Source organism: Symbiopectobacterium purcellii (assembly GCF_019797845.1).
In the GTDB taxonomy this organism is placed as follows: domain Bacteria; phylum Pseudomonadota; class Gammaproteobacteria; order Enterobacterales; family Enterobacteriaceae; genus Symbiopectobacterium; species Symbiopectobacterium purcellii.
The window spans coordinates 1,244,352-1,263,399 of record NZ_CP081864.1 but is presented as its reverse complement, the minus strand read 5'-3'; the positions used below and the strand labels follow the sequence as shown (position 1 = coordinate 1,263,399).

General features: G+C 54.8%; 12 protein-coding genes. 3 read left to right on the top strand and 9 right to left on the bottom strand.

Features of this window, described 5'->3' with window-relative positions:
* The first annotated feature begins 43 nt into the window (after positions 1-43).
* Positions 44-1,252 carry a tyrosine transporter TyrP gene (gene tyrP, locus K6K13_RS05890; RefSeq protein ID WP_222159941.1) on the top strand — a complete coding sequence of 403 codons (1,209 nt, stop codon included), beginning with the start codon at positions 44-46 and terminating at the stop codon, positions 1,250-1,252.
* A gap of 88 nt (positions 1,253-1,340) precedes the next feature.
* On the opposite strand, the gene K6K13_RS05885 is transcribed toward tyrP, so the two are convergent.
* The 7 genes from K6K13_RS05885 to menF all read right to left on the bottom strand — a co-directional run bounded on the left by K6K13_RS05885 (position 1,341) and on the right by menF (position 9,423).
* Entirely contained in the window at positions 1,341-1,883 is a 543-nt protein-coding gene (locus K6K13_RS05885; protein ID WP_222159940.1) for a YfaZ family outer membrane protein, read from the bottom strand.
* A 272-nt stretch (positions 1,884-2,155) separates the two neighbouring features.
* Positions 2,156-3,556 carry an o-succinylbenzoate--CoA ligase gene (menE, locus tag K6K13_RS05880; RefSeq protein WP_222159939.1) on the bottom strand — a complete coding sequence of 467 codons (1,401 nt, stop codon included), beginning with the start codon at positions 3,554-3,556 and terminating at the stop codon, positions 2,156-2,158.
* Positions 3,544-4,518: an o-succinylbenzoate synthase gene (gene menC, locus K6K13_RS05875; protein WP_222159938.1), complete on the bottom strand. Its 975-nt coding sequence runs from the start codon at positions 4,516-4,518 to the stop codon at positions 3,544-3,546. The genes menE and menC overlap by 13 nt, the downstream gene beginning before the upstream one ends.
* The gene (gene menB, locus K6K13_RS05870; RefSeq protein ID WP_222159937.1) at positions 4,518-5,375 is read right to left on the bottom strand and encodes a 1,4-dihydroxy-2-naphthoyl-CoA synthase; all 858 of its coding nucleotides are present in this window, start codon (positions 5,373-5,375) and stop codon (positions 4,518-4,520) included. The genes menC and menB overlap by 1 nt, the downstream gene beginning before the upstream one ends.
* A gap of 51 nt (positions 5,376-5,426) precedes the next feature.
* The gene (gene menH / locus K6K13_RS05865; protein ID WP_252120430.1) at positions 5,427-6,248 is read right to left on the bottom strand and encodes a 2-succinyl-6-hydroxy-2,4-cyclohexadiene-1-carboxylate synthase; all 822 of its coding nucleotides are present in this window, start codon (positions 6,246-6,248) and stop codon (positions 5,427-5,429) included.
* Positions 6,245-7,975 carry a 2-succinyl-5-enolpyruvyl-6-hydroxy-3-cyclohexene-1-carboxylic-acid synthase gene (menD, locus tag K6K13_RS05860; RefSeq protein ID WP_222159936.1) on the bottom strand — a complete coding sequence of 577 codons (1,731 nt, stop codon included), beginning with the start codon at positions 7,973-7,975 and terminating at the stop codon, positions 6,245-6,247. Before menD ends, menH begins: the two co-directional genes overlap by 4 nt.
* A 107-nt stretch (positions 7,976-8,082) precedes the next feature.
* Positions 8,083-9,423 (bottom strand): isochorismate synthase MenF, encoded by a 1,341-nt coding sequence (menF, locus tag K6K13_RS05855; RefSeq protein ID WP_222159935.1) that lies wholly within the window; start codon positions 9,421-9,423, stop codon positions 8,083-8,085.
* Between the two features lie 593 nt (positions 9,424-10,016).
* On the opposite strand from menF, the gene rcsD reads away from it, so the two are divergent.
* Both rcsD and rcsB read left to right on the top strand, forming a co-directional pair.
* Positions 10,017-12,677, top strand: a complete 2,661-nt coding sequence (rcsD, locus tag K6K13_RS05850; RefSeq protein WP_222159934.1) for a phosphotransferase RcsD — start codon at positions 10,017-10,019, stop codon at positions 12,675-12,677.
* An 8-nt stretch (positions 12,678-12,685) separates the two neighbouring features.
* Positions 12,686-13,339, top strand: coding sequence for a response regulator transcription factor RcsB (gene rcsB / locus K6K13_RS05845; RefSeq protein ID WP_222159933.1), 654 nt, complete (start codon positions 12,686-12,688; stop codon positions 13,337-13,339).
* A 77-nt stretch (positions 13,340-13,416) separates the two neighbouring features.
* Here the strand turns inward: rcsB and rcsC are convergent, their stop codons facing one another.
* The gene (gene rcsC, locus K6K13_RS05840; RefSeq protein ID WP_222159932.1) at positions 13,417-16,287 is read right to left on the bottom strand and encodes a two-component system sensor histidine kinase RcsC; all 2,871 of its coding nucleotides are present in this window, start codon (positions 16,285-16,287) and stop codon (positions 13,417-13,419) included.
* 121 nt (positions 16,288-16,408) lie between these two features.
* Complete coding sequence (gyrA, locus tag K6K13_RS05835) at positions 16,409-19,045, bottom strand: DNA topoisomerase (ATP-hydrolyzing) subunit A (protein WP_222159931.1); 2,637 nt, start codon at positions 19,043-19,045, stop codon at positions 16,409-16,411.
* Positions 19,046-19,048: the final 3 nt, after the last annotated feature.

Below are 19,048 nucleotides of genomic sequence, written 5' to 3'. Positions count from 1 at the left end.
GCAGCCATAAGAAAAAGAGATAGCATCACACTCAGGAGAAAGGGTGAAAAATCGTACATTTGGCAGCATATTTATCGTTGCGGGCACCACTATTGGCGCAGGTATGCTCGCCATGCCGTTGGCAACCTCCGGCGTGGGTTTCAGCGTGACCTTCGCTATCTTGTTGAGCCTGTGGCTGTTGATGTGCTACAGCGCGTTATTACTGGTCGAAGTCTATCAATATCAGCCGTCCCATACCGGTTTGGGCACGCTGGCTAAAATTTATCTGGGTCAGTGGGGCCAATGGCTCACCGGCTTTAGCATGCTGTTTTTGATGTATGCCCTCACCGCCGCCTATATCAGTGGTGCAGGCGAACTGCTGGCAAGCAGCCTGCACCAGTGGAGTGGCTACGCGCTTCCATCCTCTGCGGGTATCCTGCTGTTTACCCTGTTAGCGGGCAGCGTGGTATGCATCGGCACCACATCGGTCGATTTCTTTAACCGTGTGCTGTTTAGCGGAAAATTACTAATGCTGCTGGTCATGCTGGGGATGATGATTCCGCACGTCGAAAAACAGAACCTGCTGACGCTCCCGCTGCAACAAGGGCTCACGCTCTCCGCACTGCCTGTGGTGCTGACGTCGTTTGGCTTTCACTGCAGCATTCCCAGCATTGTGCATTATATGGGGGGAGACAGTCGCAAGCTGCGCCGTATCTTTATCATCGGTAGCGCCATCCCGCTGTTTGTGTATCTGTTCTGGCAATTGGCAACACTTGGCGCGCTGAGTGGCAACACCTTCACAGCAATCCTGGCGCAGCAAGCCGGTTTAAATGGGTTGATGCACGCGATCCGAACGTTGGTTGCCTCCCCGCACGTAGAAGTTGCGGTCCACCTTTTCGCCGATCTGGCGCTGGCAACCTCCTTCCTTGGCGTAGCGCTTGGCCTGTTTGACTATCTTGCCGATTTGTTCAAACGCAAGAACACGGCGCGTGGACGACTACAAACCGGTGTCCTGACATTTCTGCCACCGCTGATTTTTGCACTGTTCTATCCGCAAGGATTTGTCATGGCGCTGGGGTATGCCGCCATTGCGCTCGCGGTGCTGGCGTTGTTAATTCCGGCGCTGCTCAGTTGGCGCGTGCGGCAACACCATCAGGTAGGTAGATCGACGCCGGGCGGTACACCGGCGCTACTGCTGGTGTTTTTATGCGGTATCGGCATTATTGCCATCCAATGCGCCATGGCGAGTGGCTGGCTACCAACGGTCGGCTGATCGCCTATCCCATTAGGGCTCACTACCCCCCAACAAAAACGGGTGCCGCTGCTGCGAACACCCGTTTTTTATAACGCTACGCGTTGGCTTAGAAAGTAAAGCCTGCGCCCAGGTAGAACGTATCGGCCACTTTGTTATCAGAGCGACCGCTTTCACCACCGATATTCATATAACGGTAGCCAAGATCCAGGTTCAGCGGACGCAATACCTGCCAGCGCACGCCACCCTTAGCTTCTACATAGTGATCGATATGGCTGGAGAACGCATCCGGCGCATAATACCCTTCACCATACAGGGATAAATAACGGTTGATCGGGAACTGCAACCCACCGCCCAGCGCCACACCGTAACCATCGGTCGCGTGTTGCTGGTTCAAATAGAGCGCTTTGCCACCCACCGTCAGTGATACCGCGCCCAGCGGCAACGTATAGCCCAAGCCGAAACCGTACACGTCATTATTGTCTTTACCATGACTGTAACTGACGTTAGCACCGAGACCAGGAACGCCCAGACCAAAGCCCGCGCTCGCGCCCGCATAGTCATCGCCCGCTTCCCCGGAAAGGCTGATAGCCTGAGCCGTCGCTGTTGCCAGCAGCAAGCTGCCTGCCAGGGCAATCGCAATCTTTTTCATTGTGTTTATCCTTAAATCGATCATTAAACGCTATACCCTAAATAATTCGCGTTTCAGGAAGGCAGCAAGCGCTGACACGCAGGGATGAGGTTCATCCATCCCGATGCGCTTACTCAGGTAGGTGATTCGAGTGAGCGCAGCCAACGCACCTGCAACGTGAAGTATGACGGTATACAAGCAAAACATCGCATCTGAGGGATTTTACCTGAATCAGCCCCGGTGACCAGCAACAAATTGCATTAATATCATCAACGAACGTGTAAAAAAGCCGCTTAATTCGCGCCATTACGGTAGATTTTTTCCGCCCAGGCCTGCACCCGCGCAATTTTGATGCCACCGCCTTGTAATTCGGTGGGCAAAGCGTAGTAGGCGACTGGGCGTTGAAAGCCCGCCAACTGCGGCGTGAGCCAGTCGCAGATCGCCGTGAGCGTCACCTCAGGGGAGACATCGATCACGGCCACCGGGCGCTGACCGAATTCGGCATCCGACACCGGCACCACACACGCTTGTCTAACCTTAGGGTGTGCCAGCAGCAGCGCTTCAATATTTTCCGGCTGAATACCTTCACCACCGCTGAAGAACTGATTATCCAAACGCCCCAGCACGTGCAACTCATGGTATTGGAATACGCCGCTGTCGCGCGTATGAAACCAACCGTCGCTGTCAGTGAGCGGCAGCAATGCACCATCACGCCAGTACCCTGCGGCCATGCTGTCACCACGCAGCAGAATCTCCCCATCCTGCACGGCGATTTCTCGCGCCAGCAAAGGAAGACCGACGCCAGCTTGGCCATCGGCCCGCTTGGCACAGACCGTAGAGGCCATTTCCGTCATGCCATAGCCGCACCAGCAACGAATGCCGCGCGCCTCGGCCTGCTGAGTCAGTTCTAGCGGGATCGCCGCACCGCCGAGCAATACCGCGCTTAACGAATCTGGCAAAGTGCCTTGCGCCAACAACCGCCACAACTGCGTCGGCACCAGTGAGGCATACGAGCAATCCTGCAACGCGTGCTCGAGCGGTTGTGCACTGCGCAGCACCAGTCGCGCCCCCGCCGTCAACCAGCGCCAGACAATGCCCTGCCCGGATACGTGAAATAAGGGCAACGACAGCAGCCAACTGTCCTGCGCGGTAAAGGCCATCAGTTCAATCACCCCTTGCGCACTGGCAATATGGGCGGAGAACGCATGCACCACGGCCTTCGGCAGCCCGCTGGAACCGGAGGTCAGCGTCAGTGTGGCAAGGCGTGAGGCCTGCCATGCAGGGGATTGCCGTTCTGGCGGCGTCTCATCGGTAACCTTATCGGGATAATGAAGCAGATTGCATGACAGCGGAAAATCAGCGTCGGACGGTGCGACAGAAAGAAAATGCGCCACGCCAAGCGAGGGTAGCAGCGTAGACAGCAGCGCCGCTGGCAATTGCGGATTCAGCGGCAACACCCGCGCACCGCATTGCAGCAACGCCAGATAGCTGAATAGCATCGCGGCACTGTTTTTCCCACGCAGCGCCACGATATCGTCAGGGTTGACCCCTTGCCGGGAAAAATCGGCGGCAAGGGCAGTGCAATGCGATGCCAGCCGTTGCCAGCTCCATGGCTGCGCTTCCACCGTCAGCGCCAACGCCTGCGGTTTACGCGCGGCCCAATATCGCCAGGGCCAGTCCGTTATGCCTGCCATACCTTATCCAGTGATTCCAACGATTGCAGCGGCAGCACACTGTCCGGCCAGGCGCGCACCACCTGTTCCTGCATCAGATCCAGCGTATCCAGACCGGGAACCACGTTCGGCGTCAACCACTGGGCGATACGTGCCAATTGCGTCAGCCCCAAACTCGACTCAATGCTGGAACTGATTACCGCCGTCAAACCGGCCTGATGCGCTTCACGCACCAATTGCTCGCAGCGTGCCAGACTGCCCACCAGCGTCGGTTTGATGATAATCGCACTTACGCCGGGCTCCGCCTGCACGCGAAAATCGGCCTCACGTACGCTCTCATCCCAAGCGATAGCAATACCGGTGTCACGCGCAAAAGCGCGGGATTCTTCACGGGTTTTGCACGGCTCTTCAAGAAACGCAATGCGTGAACGCAGTTCCGGTGCCACATAGCGCGCAAAGCCATCAGCCTTGACGCGCGTCCAACTGCGGTTGGCATCCAGCCGCAGCGTCAAATCCGGCAGCGCTTCCAGCAGCACATTGACGATCATGCCGTCACGCACCGCTTCGTAAAGCCCAACCTTGATTTTCGCCACTTTGTCGCCCGGCATGTCTTGCAGCAGTGCAAACAGCTCATCCGGATCGCCGCTGCACAACGGCGCTTTGCGGTAATCAGCAGCCTGTGGCAAGCGCGCATCGCACTCGGCAAGCGCACAGCTGAGCCCGAACGCCACCGACGGTGGCAATCCGGCGTCATCCGACACGTCTCCCGTTTTCCACTGTGTCAGCGCAGCACACAGGGCGGCCTGCGCTTGTGGCAGCGTTTCCTGACTGAATTCCGGCAATGGGGCGACGTCGCCCCAGCCTTGGTGCGCGCCATCGCGCACGTGCAGGATCAGCCCCTCTCTGGTTTTTAGGCGCTGATTACGCAACACCACGCCTGCGTCCATCGGAACGCTATAGCGATAAACCGACGCGCTACGCATTATGGATTACGCTTGAATTTGCCGAAGTCAGGCTGACGTTTCTCGTTGAAGGCGTTACGGCCTTCCTGCCCTTCTTCCGTCATGTAAAACAACATGGTCGCGTTGCCAGCCAGTTCCTGCAGCCCTGCCTGACCGTCGCAATCAGCATTGAGTGCCGCTTTCAAGCAGCGTAACGCCATCGGACTGTTTTGCAGCATTTCGCGACACCAGCGCACCGTTTCTTTTTCCAGGGACGCCAACGGCACAACGGTGTTGACCAATCCCATATCCAGCGCCTGAGCAGCATCGTATTGGCGGCACAGGAACCAGATTTCTCGCGCTTTCTTCTGACCCACGATACGCGCCATGTAAGAAGCGCCCCACCCGCCGTCAAAGGAACCGACGCGCGGACCGGTTTGCCCGAAAATCGCATTTTCAGCCGCGATGGTCAGATCGCACATCATGTGCAGCACATGGCCACCACCGATGGAGTACCCTGCAACCATCGCCACAACCGGTTTCGGGCAGGTACGAATCTGGCGCTCGAAATCCAGCACATTGAGGTGATGAACACCGCTGTCATCCTGATAGCCGCCGTAATCGCCGCGCACTTTCTGATCGCCACCGGAACAGAATGCTTTGTCACCGGCACCGGTAAGAATAATCACGCCGATACCGTCATCGTAGCGGGCATTTTCCAGCGCCTGGAGCATCTCTTTTACCGTCAGCGGACGGAATGCGTTGCGCACCTGCGGACGGTTAATGGTGATTTTGGCAATGCCGTCCGTCGATTTATGGTAGAGAATATCGACAAAATCACCGCTGCAATCGTGCCATTCAACCGGGGCATACAGCAGTTCTTCACTCGGATAAAGCATGGTGTTCCTTCCTTCATAGGGTGCCAGGGCGCTACCGTGGCAGAGAGAGAATCAGCCCTGCGCCTGTAGGGCGTCGGGCAAAGTGATAAACCTACGTATTTGTTGCGCATAGCCTGCCGGGTTGGCGCGGTGCGCATTGTGGCCCGCCCGTGCAACCGACAGCAACGGCAAACGGTAAGTCTGGGCGATAGCCTGAAATTTTTGATCTTGAATGCCGCACAGATAACCAAAGGGTAAGCCGCTACGGCACACCGCATCCACTAACCACGGTTGCCGGCCGAGCGAGGTGGCTTCCAGCATATCGGCCACGGCAACGGCATCGTTGCGACTGCGCAAGGATACTAACGTCTGGCGTGCTTCATCATCCAGATCGGCAAACACGCCCTGACGATACCAGTCAGCCAGCACTGCAGATAAGGGGTCGTGGCGAAAACGCCACGACCAACGCGCATCATGCTCCCTGCGTGCCTGACGCTCTGCCTCTTCCGGCAGCCCAGGGTTGCCGCCTTCCACCAGCAGGCCGCATAATCCTTCCGCCGGTTCCCCTGCGCGAGAGGCCGCGAAATCCATTGCGATACGCCCCCCCAGCGAATAGCCAATCAGCCAGTAACGCGTGATGCCCTGCGCACGCAATGTCAGCGCCAACTGCTGGCGCATCTCGCTGAAATCACGGACACGCACACGCGTCGATGCACCATGACCGGGTAAATCCACTTGCAGAATGGGCCACTCTGGCAGCAGAGGGCACAGCGCCTGCCAGTCATCACCGCGACCAAGTAACCCGTGCAACAGCACCAGCAAGGGTGTCTCTGGCGTAACGTCGGGAGGCGTAATACGCTGGCAGTGCAAGCTCATGGCGGGACCAGCACTCATAGCGGGAGCGGTTCTAAACGCGCAATGTCGCTTTCCAGCTGTGTCTCAATCTCACCGTTGGCAACCTGGGTTGCGAGTTGATTGAGCGTGTCAGCCCACGCTTTGGCTTCAACGACGGCCTCCAGCAAGGTTACGCCACCTTGCGCCCAGCAGGCCGCCGTGGCTTCGCTCACCTGTTGCCAGCTTTCCGCACGTACGTAGTTCAGTCCGAACATGGCGGCGACGTGGCTGAACTCCACGTCTTGCGGCATACAGTAAAAGGTTTCTCGCGCCCGAGCGGGTGTCGGCAGCAAAGAGAAAATCTGTCCACCGTTGTTGTTCACCACCATCAGCACCAACGGAGCCGGTGCCTGGCGCAACAACGCCAGCGAATTCATGTCGTATAGCGCAGAGAGATCGCCCACAATCCCCAATGTCGGTAACCCGTTTGCACGCTGGACTCCCGCCATCGTGGCGATCAGGCCATCAATGCCGCTGGCACCCCGATTGCCATACACGTTATAGGCACCCGGTAACTGCGCCAGGGCATCGATCAGACGAATCACCAGACTATTGCCCGCAAACAGTTGCCCGTTGGGCGGTAGCAGTGCCGCCACACGGTGTGCCAAGGGTGCTTCACCAAAAGGTCCCGCCAACCGCGCGGCCACATAATGACGAACCGCCTCGACGCATGCCGACAATCCGCGCGCCCACGGTGCCTGCGCCTGCGCCGGGTGGGCGTTAAGCCAGTCACTGACCGGGGCCACCAGACGACGCCCACGATGATGGGCCGGATCGAGCCGCCCCGGCATCGGGTCAATCAGCCAGAATTCTTGTGGGCAGCAGGACTCCTGCCAGTGCAACACGCGTTTTCCGGTCAGACTGCCACCAAATTGCAGTACCACTTCGGCCGTCTGCAATTGCTGCGCTGCCGTCGGATGCGCCAGCCACAAATCCGCATAAGGCAACGGTTGACCGGTTTGCGAGAGCGCATCGCCAATCAACGGCCAGCCTAACGTTTCAGCCCAGGCCGTCAACTGAGCCCCTTCTTGCGCGGTTACCCGGCCCACCAAAACCACACCGCGTTTTTTACGCCACAGCGGCCAATCGGGCTCCACGGCGACCGCTGTGGGGTGCGCTACCCGCAGCCAGGGCGCACGCGTTTGCCACCATCCACCCAGCGTAGCCAGCCAGTCCTGATACAAATCATCGTCATCGGGGCCATACAGCGGTTCAGCAAAAGGGCAGTTAATATGCAACGCACCGTGGGTTAACGCTCCCACCGCCCCATCGATCGCCGACACCAGCCAGCGCGCGGGCAAATCCGGCGTTGGGCGCGGCAGATTGAGCACCTGAGTAGGGTGAGAAGCATACATACCCTGCTGGCGAATGGCCTGATTGGCCCCACAGTCAATCAATTCGGGCGGACGATCGGCCGTCAGCACCACCAGTCGCTCGCCGGTCAACCCAGCTTCGATGATCGCTGGATAAAGATTGGCAGTAGCCGTACCCGACGTCACGATGATCGCCACGGGTTCACGCGATGCCTTGGCTAAGCCAAGCGCAAGATGGCCCAGCCCACGTTCGTCGAAATGGGTATGGCAGATTACCGAGGCATGCGCAGCCGCCGCCAGCGTTAACGGTGTTGAGCGCGAGCCCGGCGCGATGCAAATATGGCGAACGCCATGACGAGTCAACGCCTCAAGCAATAATGTGGCCCAGCGACGATTAAATACACTTGTTGACATGGTGGACTCGACTGCTCTGATTTCAGGATATGCCGCTTATTATATTTTTTTTCATGAGACTGACTTTGATATAAACCCGCACTCTGCACAACAAAGATAAAACAAAACTATGACACTTCGCCGTCGAATAGCGTCTTTAACCCTGCTGCTTTGTTATCCAGCTCAACCCATTCTTGCTCTGGATCAGATCCCGGCAAAATGCCTGCACCGGCATAGAGGTTGATTTTATCGCCATTGATCTCTGCTGATCGCAAGGCAACGCAAAATTCGGCCTGCGCCAGAGAAAGATAACCGGCAGAACCCGCGTACCAGCCGCGCGTAAACGGCTCGACCTGACGAATAAACGCACGCGCTGCCTGACGGGGCAAACCAGCCACCGCCGCTGTCGGCTGCAAATCATTCAGGCAGGCGGTATCAGAAGCCTGATGCAGCGTGGCGCGGATCGCGCGGCGCAAATGTTGCACTTTACGCAACCTTATCACTTCCGGGGGCATAACATCCAACGTAGCGGCGGATTGCTGCAACCGCTGGCTGATATCCTCCACCACGAATTGGTTTTCGCACTGGTTTTTTCTGTCGTTCATTAACCACTGCGCCAGCGTCTCGGCGGTGCGGTCATTGTCATCGCTGGCAACCGTTCCGGCCAGTGCTTCCGTGTTCAGGGTGGTCCCCTGACGTAAATAAAGGCGCTCAGGACTGGAGCCCATAAAAGCCTGTTCTGCATTGTGGGCCAGCATAAAGTGGAAGCAACGATGATTGGCGGCGCGGCTGGCAGCCATCATACTTGCCTCGCGCAGCGGCTGCGACAACGTCAGCGTGGTACAGCGCGCCAACACCACTTTTTCCATCTCATCAGCAGCGATACTCGCCAATGCCTGTTCGAGCATGCTAACCCACCCTTCCCGCGAAGGGTGGTGCTCTTGCGCGACAATGCGGCTGGTCAGCGGCGCAATAGGATGCGCAGGCAGCAGGAATTTGATAAATGCAGCGGCTTCATCGGCATCCGCCTGCAATGAGGTCTCACTGAACACATTCACCTTGAGACTTAGCTGGTTACCCTGACGAATGACTTCAACGCGCGGTAAAAAGAGGTAGTCAGCCGATTCTCCCCCATCCGCAGTGGTACGCTCAAAACCGTTGAGGCCCCAGACACGCACATCTGGCGCACTGCGATAATGCTGAAAAAAACTTTCGGCATCACTGACATGGCGAAAACCGCGCACGATACCGCACACAGCAGCCTCTTCCGGCTCCTGCCGGTGCTGCCAGTAAAACTGGGGATAAACGGGCTGGGTGGCCAACCAGGGCAACAATGATGGCTCACTCTCTTCTGCCGCCGCGACATCCATGGACAAAGAGACGACGAGTTGTCGGCTTCCCGGCAATGCTGGCTGCGGTTCACGCAATACCTGCTGCATACGACGCAACAAGTGAGAAAGTTGTTTCACCCTTACCCCAAAGCTCAAACGTAAAGCACGGGATTATACGGCAAAAAGCGGATGATGTGAGACAGGCTTACGTGCTATCCACGGTCAAATCATTGTAAACAATCACAACAGCAAATGGGTGCTGTGCATTACGGATGCTATCGCGCAATAATTAATCGCATCAATCGACAAAAGCGCCGAACACAACGCGGTAAAATAGCGTTGCTATCATCATTTATTTCCCAATTTCCGATCCTTTAGCCGGTTTTTACCGGCTTTTTTTTGCCCCTATGCTTACGACCTCCTGAGGATCCCCTCTCACCATTGGCGAATATCACAGCAAAAAGGGTTAACTGTTCCGATTAATATTAGAAGTTACACTACGGGGTTAAGGAAGTTTCGATTCAGTGAGGAAGTTATGATAAAAAGGGAGCCGGACAAAGAGAAGGTGGTGCGTGGAACATGGGCAAAGTAACGCGAGAAGCGCAAGGCCAAATCGAGAACGCGGAGACAAAAGAGACCGCACAAGGCCCAGGTTGTCCTTATTTGTTGCTGGCTGAGGTCAGTGCATTTCATTCTCTCATCTTACGCTCTGCCAAGTAGGAACTGTTATCATGCCTGCGAGTCTGCTTCGCTACCTTACCCTGTTTGCGCTGCTGCTACTGCTGACAACCGGCACGCTGAGCTACAATATCGTGAACAACTGGTTGGCAGAGAAAAAGGCTACGCTCAACACCCTCGCGCTCGGGATGCAAAAGCGCATCGATACCTATCGCTTTTTTACCTACCAAATCTATAGCAATCTGAACAACGACGCCGCCGCTGGCGGAGAAGATAACGTCAATGCCATCAGTTTGCTGCCGGATGTGTTCTATGTGGAAAAAAACGGTCAGAAAACCGATGCGCTCATCTTTGGTCAGCACGATAAATCAACGCTGAGCGCGGTGCGCAAGATTTCACGTTATCTTGATATCCTGTGGGGTGCTGAGAGCGATATCTACTCCATGTACTACCTTAACGGTGTAGATAACAGCCTGAGCATGATTTCCACGCAGATACTGAAAGACATTTCCGCACAGTTTCGCGGCAGCTATATCACGGCGATTGCCGAAGCCCGGCGCACAGAGATGCTGCAACAGTCAAACGCGCTCGATGAACGCGAAAGCTTCTCCCCCATCCGCAAGCTGCGCTTTTACAATGACTACTATTTTACGCTGCGCACCACGTTCAACCAGCCGGGCCATCTGGCAACCATCATTGCCTTTGATTTGCCCATCAACGATCTGATCCCACATACGCTGTCGCGCGACAACTTCATCCTGCGCGCAGACACCGTGGGCACCAGCAGTGAAGCATTCACCAACAACGAAGATACCACCCGTGTTCAGTTAAACGGTTCGCTGCTAGAGGTAGCCGCACCGCTGGTTAACGCGCCGGTCAACATCGTTTATCAGTTACCTCTGCGGCAATTCGCAGCCGATATGGCGCGTAATAATATCTGGTTGCTGCTGTTGAATCTGGCGCTGTTGGCGCTGGCCCTCACTGGGTTCTACCTGTGGCGCCAGCCTAACCGCGATGCGCGCGACGATCCCTCACCGCGCTTGCGCAAACAGCAGGCGCTTTATCAGGAGATCGTTAAACGCATCCCGATTGGTATTCTGGTCTATGATTTTTCTGCCAACCGCGTGGTGGTACAAAATGCCATTGCCGAGCATCTGTTGCCCCATTTAAGTTTGGAGAAAATCGCCGCGATGGCACGCGAGCATCAGGGCGTGGTGCAGGCAACCATCAATAACGAGATGTACGAGATTTTGCAGTTCAGTCACCCGCAAATGCCAGAGCACAATCTGTTTCTGATTCGCGAGCAGGATAAAGAAATCCTGGTGCATAAAAAGATGCAATTGGCACAACGCGAATATGATAAAAACGTGCTGGCACGCCAACGGCTGTTAACCCATCTTCGTCAGGAGCTGCATACGCCAATGCAGGCCTTGCAGCAACATTTACGGTCCGTGGCACAAACGGTGGACGACGATGTGCGCGCCAAACTGTTACGTAAAGCCTCGGATGAAACAGCGCAAACCATCGCGCTGCTGGACAATATTGCGCTCCACGACCGGCTCGACAGCGATACATGGCAACCGGACGTGGTGCCGTTTTCTCCCCTTGCGATGATGGATAGCTTGCTGCTCACCAGCCTGCCGCGTCTTTCGCAAAAAGGATTGCATCTGTTTCATCACTACCGCTTAGAGCCGCAACGTTTGTATGTGGGCGACATGGCCATGCTGCAAAAAGCGCTGCTGTTGTTGCTCGATTACGCTATCACCAATACAGATTACGGCAAGATAACCTTCACGCTGGAAGCGGATGCCCAGCAGGCGGACAAAATCGCTATCCGGCTCAGCGATACCGGCACTCGCATGTCAGCAGCAGAACTGGATAATCTGCGCCACCCCTGGATAACAGCGCCAGCGGCGGATCGCGCCCAACAGAATTCGGGTTTTGCGCTGTTTCTGTGCCATCAACTTGCACGCAAACTTGGCGGCGATTTGAGTATCTCCTGCAAACAAGATCTCGGCACGCACTACCACTTAACGGTCACGCTGCCCGCCAGCGCTAACAGCGGAGATGAAGACGAAAAACTGCTGGAAGACATGACGGTGCTGTTAGACATCACCGCCAATGAGGTACGGCAGATCGTACAGCATCTGCTCTCCAGTTGGGGGGCCGAATGCGTCAACGCCGATGAGCGTCAAATGCCTCAGGAGTTCGATCTGCGTATTGTCGATGATGAAGCAAAAATGGCAGATAACACGCTGCTGGTGAACGGTGAGGATACCGAGGTGACCTTATTGGCACCGCGTCGATTACGTACCAATTATAATATCAGTCAGCTACTGCAAGATGCATTGTTGGCGTTGATTGAGCAACAATTTGAGGTCGCTACGCACGATGCTGCGCCAACGGATATTCAAGAATACGCCCGACAACTAAAAGCCAGCGACTATTTTTCGCTGTTCGTTGAAACGGTACCCGATGACATTGTCAAACTGTATACTGATGCAGAAACAGGCGACTTTTTAACGCTGGCACAAACGGCGCATCGACTTAAGGGTGTGTTTGCCATGCTAAATCTGCACCCTGGCAAACAATTGTGTGAACAACTTGAGCGGCATATTACCGAACAGGCGAGCGAAGAAATCAAACACGATATTGATGAGATCGACGAACTTGTCAGTGTATTATTGCAGCCTAATGGCCAACAAGACGAGTAAATAAAACGATGAGTAATTTAAACGTAATTATCGCTGACGACCATCCGATTGTCCTTTTTGGCATTAAAAAATCGCTTGAACAAATTGAGTGGGTTAACGTGGTGGGTGAGTTTGAAGACTCAACAGCACTGATCAATCATCTGCCGAAACTGGATGCCAACGTATTAATTACCGATTTATCCATGCCTGGCGATAAATACGGTGATGGCATCACGCTTATCAAATACATCAAACGCCATTTCCCCCATCTGGCAATCATTGTGCTGACCATGAACAACAACCCCGCCATTTTAAGTGCGGTGTTGGATCTTGATATCGAAGGCATTGTATTGAAGCAAGGGGCACCAACTGATTTGCCCAAAGCGCTGGCTGCCTTGCAAAAGGGCAAGAAATTCACCCCGGATAGCGTTGCCAAGGTGCTGGAAAAAATCAGCGCCAGCGGTTACGGTGACAAGCGCCTGTCACCGAAAGAGAGTGAAGTGCTGCGCCTGTTTGCAGAAGGCTTTTTGGTGACGGAGATTGCTAAAAAGCTGAACCGCAGTATCAAAACCATCAGCAGCCAGAAAAAATCGGCCATGACCAAACTGGGTGTTGATAACGATATTGCCCTGCTGAAATACCTCTCTTCCATCAACGGTGCCGAACCGGGAGAAAGTGCATAAGCACTCAGCCATCCCTTTCAGCGATCGATCCGTCGTTCCTGCTGACTCAGGAACGACGAACATCACCGTAAACACGCTTACGTCGCGCTACCCCGCTTTTCACGCACGTGAAGACTGTACTGCGACAAACACTGTTGTAACACATCCAGCGTAACCGGTTTCGATAAACAGTTGTCCATCCCCGCCGCCAAACAACGTTGTCGTTCTTCCGCGAGCGCGTTGGCGGTGACACCAATGACGGGCGCGTCCCAGCGCTGTGCACGCAAGGTACGGGTCAACGTATAGCCATCCATATTCGGCATGTTGACATCGGTCAGCACGATATCCGCCGTTTGCTTCGCCAGCGCGCTTAGCGCATCCACGCCATCATTAGCGGTAATGACCTGATAACCCAATGACCCAAGCTGATCGGCGAGCAAACGACGGTTGATCGGATGATCGTCTACCACCAGAATCAAGATGTCGCTATTGTCCACCAGGTTATAGTGCGTTTGGGCGCGCGTATTCAGCACGGCCAGGGTTTCCTCTTCCCCCTCTTTATTGCGGCACAAGCGTTCCAGCAGCGCCGGCAAATCCGGCAATCCGGCGGTGCTGATAACCCAGTGCCCTGCCTCACTCTCCTGCGCGCTGCCGATGTGCACGTGACTGAATAACACGCTAAAGCGCGAAAGCGGCGGCGTAGCCTGCGGATAATCGCTGATGACAATGTCATCTTCCTGCACAGCCTGGTCAGAATAACGGGTAGCAGAGAGGCCATATTGATGCAGCAAACTGAGCGCGTTGTGCTCAAGACTGGCATTACGCATCCGCAGCCAGCAGGTTTTCTGCCGGAGCGCATCGCTGACCGTCGGGACGACGTAATGTGCCTGGTAGAGCGGAATACGAATGCCAAACTGACTGCCCAGCCCGGGTTCCGATATCAATGACATGTCGCCATCCATCAGATTCACCAGCTTTTCGCAGATGGCTAACCCCAATCCGGTTCCCTGAAAATGGCGCTGAACGCCGCTGCCCGCCTGGAAAAAGGGATCGAACAGCTTGAGCGCCTCGCGGGGATTAATTCCCACGCCAGTGTCACGTACCCAAAACTCGAGATAGCCGTCGGTGCAACACACCTGAAAGATGATGCAGCCGGTATCGGTAAATTTAATCGCATTGCTCACCAGATTAGAGAGTACCTGCTGCAAGCGTACCGGATCACCCGACAAGGTTGCCGGCACCGACGGATCGATAAAGCAGTAGAGCGTCAGGTTTTTTCGCACCACCAGAGGCAGATAGTTGCTGGTGATATGGCTAACCACTTCCTGTGGCGTAAAAATAGCCGGTTCGATTTTAAGCTGTTCCGACTCTATCTTGGAAAAGTCGAGAATATCGCTGATGATTTTGAGCAGCAGCGCTGAGGAGTTCTGCATCGCCGCCGCTAATCGATTAGCATCTTTCGACAGGCTTTTAGTACGGAGCAAGTCCAGATTACCGATAATCCCGTACAGCGGTGTGCGCAGTTCATGGCTGACCGTAGCCAAAAACATCGATTTTGACTGGCTTGCCTGTTCAGCGGCATTGGCCATTTCTTGCAGAGACTCTTCCATTTTCACCCGTGCACTCACATCGGAGAGCACGCAAATCGCCACATTTTCATTGCGATAGCGCGAATGAACGAAACTGATTTGCAGATGGTGGTTCCGGCTGGTGACCACATCGACATATTTTGATTGCTGTTCACAGATAATGCGCGTGATCTTGAGCCGATCTTCATGGGTTAACAAATTCAGGTAGTTATGCGCCAGTTCGTTACTTAGCAGGTTAGTGCCGTCATTGATGCGCAAAATACAGATACCTACTGGCGCAGAAGCCACGATCTTACGGTTAAACTGTTCGTTCTCTTCCAGTTGAAACGCATTAATCTGCGCAGGCAGAAACATCTTGCGTTCGAACGTCCAGGCGAGAATAAACAGCACCAGCGCGGAGAGCAGGTTTAACAACACGATGTTGACAATCAGCGCGTTTAACTGCGACAGCAGCACGCTGAACGGCATGAAATAGACGATATTAAAAGTGGTTGGCGGTAAGGCCTTCTTCAGAATAATTTCGTCGTAACCGTCCACATAACCAAAATAGGTACGATCGTTCGGATAGCTGGACGTCAACGATCCGTTGCGCTCTTTATCGGTAAATTGCAGCAACGGTTGATTAAACTGATCGAGCAGTTTGGCACCGACCGTAAATTTACCCGCAGCGACAAAATCATCCAGACGAATGGTTTGCTCGATACCCATCAGGGTTTCCAGCCGATCCCCTTTATAAATCGGCGTAATGGCATACAGATAGCCAATGTCGGGATCGGAGGCCGGGGTTATCCAATACACCGTTTCATCGCGCCATTCGCCCTGCGTCGCATGCTTTTTATCGGCAAACCGTTCTTGCAGGTTCTGCAATAAATTATCGCGATCCAGTGCCTGATTACGGATACCAAAATCCATCATGCACTGCCAGGCACCATCGACAAAAAACACCCGGTTCAGATCGTATACCGTGGAGAAGTTATCCTGCCAATCGGTAAAAAATGCGCTGACGGCATCCAACTGCCCTTTTTGGCTCTGATAGATCGTCTGGCAGTCTGCACCTGTGGTTAAAGGATAGAGCGAAAGCAGCGGTGTACGCAGGGTATTCGCGGCAGGCGGCGTGGCATGCGCGGGCGCCATATTGACATGACTGACAGCCACGTAGCGTAGTTCCCGCACGATGTCCGTGGTGCGACGAATATACTCCTGCGACTGATCGTAGCTCTGGTTATATTCCAGGCGTAACTCAGCTTCTTTATCGTTGAGTACCTTGCTGAAATAGAAGATGGAAATCAGCGCCCCCAGCATCCATAACATCATCGCCAGCACCCTGAACAGGTAGCGGGAAATTTTCAGCGTCGTGTGAAATGAAGCGAGGTATTTCAAAGTTATTCCATCAAGTAGGTAAAGGGTTGCAGGGGAAAGGCGTGTCGATACAGTACCGAGAGCGCATAAAAAAAGCCAGCATCTGAGGTGCTGGCTTTTGTTTCATCGATGTAGCTCGCGATTATTCGTCGTCAGCCACATCGTCGTCGGTTTCAGCATCATCAATGCCGTCTTCTTCTTCCGCGATTTCACCCGGCGCAGTTGCCACGCTGTCGAGCTCTTCATCTTCGACCGGCTCAGCAACACGTTGCAACCCTACTACGTTTTCGTCTTCCGCGGTGCGGATAAGCGTCACGCCCTGGGTGTTACGGCCTACGATGCTGACCTCAGAGACACGGGTACGCACCAGCGTACCTGCATCGGTGATCATCATGATCTGATCCAGCTCATCGACCTGCACCGCACCAACAACCTGACCGTTACGCTCGCTCACTTTAATAGAGATAACGCCCTTGGTCGCACGGGATTTGGTCGGGTATTCACTCACCGCAGTACGCTTACCGAAGCCGTTTTGCGTGACGGTAAGGATATCGCCTTCACCGCGCGGCACGATCAGAGACACAACGCGATCGTCACCCTGAAGGTTGATACCGCGAACACCGGTAGCGGTACGTCCCATGGCACGCACTGCCGCTTCAGAGAAGCGCACTACCTTGCCTTCGGCAGAGAACAGCATCACTTCGTTCTCACCGTCCGTCAAATCAACGCCGATCAGTTCATCGCCCTCATTGAGGTTAACGGCAATAATCCCTTTCGAACGCGGATTGCTAAACTCGGTCAGCGCCGTTTTCTTCACCGTACCGCTGGCGGTCGCCATAAACACGTTTTGACCTTCTTCGTATTCACGCACCGGCAGAATCGCAGTAATGCGCTCTTCCGGCTCCAACGGCAACAGGTTGACGATAGGACGCCCACGCGCACCGCGGCTCGCTTCCGGCAGTTGGTACACCTTCATCCAGTAGAGGCGGCCACGGCTGGAGAAGCAGAGGATCGTGTCATGGGTGTTAGCCACCAGCAGACGGTCGATAAAATCCTCTTCCTTGATACGTGCCGCTGACTTGCCTTTGCCCCCACGACGCTGCGCTTCATAATCGCTCAGCGGTTGGTATTTGACATAGCCCTGATGGGACAGCGTGACCACCACATCTTCCTGATTGATCAGGTCTTCGATATTGATGTCAGCGCTGTTAGCCGTAATTTCAGTGCGACGCGCATCACTGTACTGTGCCTTGATGGCTTCCAGCTCTTCACGAATGACTTCCATCAAACGCTCAGGGCTGGTCAGAATGCGCAGCAATTCGGCAATCTGCAACAGCAACTCTTTGTATTCATCCAGCAGCTTTTCGTGTTCCAGACCGGTCAGTTTTTGCAAACGCAGATCCAGAATCGCCTGAGCCTGCTGCTCGGTCAGGTGGTATTTACCGTCACGAATCCCGAATTCCGGCTCCAGCCAGTCCGGGCGCGCAGCATCGTTACCGGCACGTTCCAGCATCGCTGCAACGTTGCCCAGATCCCACGCACGTGCAATCAATGCTGCTTTGGCTTCCGCCGGGTTTGGCGCATTGCGAATCGCTTCAATGATCGGATCGATATTTGCCAGCGCAACCGCCAGCCCCTCCAAAATATGGGCACGTTCGCGCGCTTTACGCAGTTCAAAAATGGTCCTGCGCGTCACCACTTCACGGCGGTGGCGAACAAAGGCAACCAGAATATCCTTGAGCGGCATGATCTTCGGCTGACCCTGATGCAGTGCCACCATGTTAATGCCGAACGAGACCTGAAGCTGAGTCAGCGAGTAGAGGTTATTCAGTACCACTTCACCTACGGCATCGCGTTTGATCTCAATCACGATACGCATGCCGTCTTTATCAGATTCATCGCGCAATGCGCTGATGCCCTCAACGCGTTTCTCTTTCACCAACTCGGCAATTTTTTCAATCAGACGCGCTTTGTTCACCTGATAGGGAATCTCGTGCACGATAATAGTCTCACGACCATTCTTATCGTCCACTTCCACTTCGGCGCGTGCGCGGATGTAAATTTTGCCGCGCCCGGTGCGGTAGGCTTCTTCAATGCCGCGTCTGCCGTTGATGATCGCGGCGGTCGGGAAATCCGGCCCTTTAATATGCGCCATCAACCCTTCCAGGCTGATGTTTTCATCTTCGATATACGCCAGGCAGCCGTCGATCACTTCAGTCAGGTTATGGGGCGGAATGTTGGTCGCCATCCCCACGGCAATACCGGAAGAACCGTTTAACAGCAGGTTAGGAATACGCGTCGGCATGACATCGGGGATCTGTTCTGTGCCATCGTAGTTGGGCACAAAATCGACCGTTTCTTTTTCCAGATCCGACAGCAGCTCGTGGGCGATTTTCGACATGCGGATTTCGGTATAACGCATGGCCGCCGCCGAGTCACCGTCTATCGACCCGAAGTTGCCCTGACCATCGACCAACATATAGCGCAGGGAAAAAGGTTGCGCCATACGCACGATGGTTTCATACACGGCGGAATCACCGTGCGGGTGGTATTTACCGATAACGTCGCCGACCACACGGGCCGATTTTTTATAGGGTTTGTTCCAGTCATTTCCCAGCACGCTCATCGCGTACAGCACGCGCCGGTGCACGGGTTTCAAGCCGTCACGAACATCAGGCAAGGCACGCCCGACAATAACGGACATGGCATAGTCCAGATAGGAGTTTTTCAACTCATCTTCGATATTGACCGGTGTTATTTCTCTGGCAAGGTCGCTCATGGA

Coding starts and splice junctions, on each gene's coding strand:
- rcsB (WP_222159933.1), top strand. CDS start 12,686: ATGAGTAATTTAAACGTAATTATCGCTGACGACCATCCGATTGTCCTT.
- gyrA (WP_222159931.1), bottom strand. CDS start 19,045: ATGAGCGACCTTGCCAGAGAAATAACACCGGTCAATATCGAAGATGAG.
- menH (WP_252120430.1), bottom strand. CDS start 6,248: ATGAGTGCTGGTCCCGCCATGAGCTTGCACTGCCAGCGTATTACGCCT.
- menD (WP_222159936.1), bottom strand. CDS start 7,975: ATGTCAACAAGTGTATTTAATCGTCGCTGGGCCACATTATTGCTTGAG.
- menE (WP_222159939.1), bottom strand. CDS start 3,556: ATGGCAGGCATAACGGACTGGCCCTGGCGATATTGGGCCGCGCGTAAA.
- menC (WP_222159938.1), bottom strand. CDS start 4,518: ATGCGTAGCGCGTCGGTTTATCGCTATAGCGTTCCGATGGACGCAGGC.
- rcsD (WP_222159934.1), top strand. CDS start 10,017: ATGCCTGCGAGTCTGCTTCGCTACCTTACCCTGTTTGCGCTGCTGCTA.
- K6K13_RS05885 (WP_222159940.1), bottom strand. CDS start 1,883: ATGAAAAAGATTGCGATTGCCCTGGCAGGCAGCTTGCTGCTGGCAACA.
- menB (WP_222159937.1), bottom strand. CDS start 5,375: ATGCTTTATCCGAGTGAAGAACTGCTGTATGCCCCGGTTGAATGGCAC.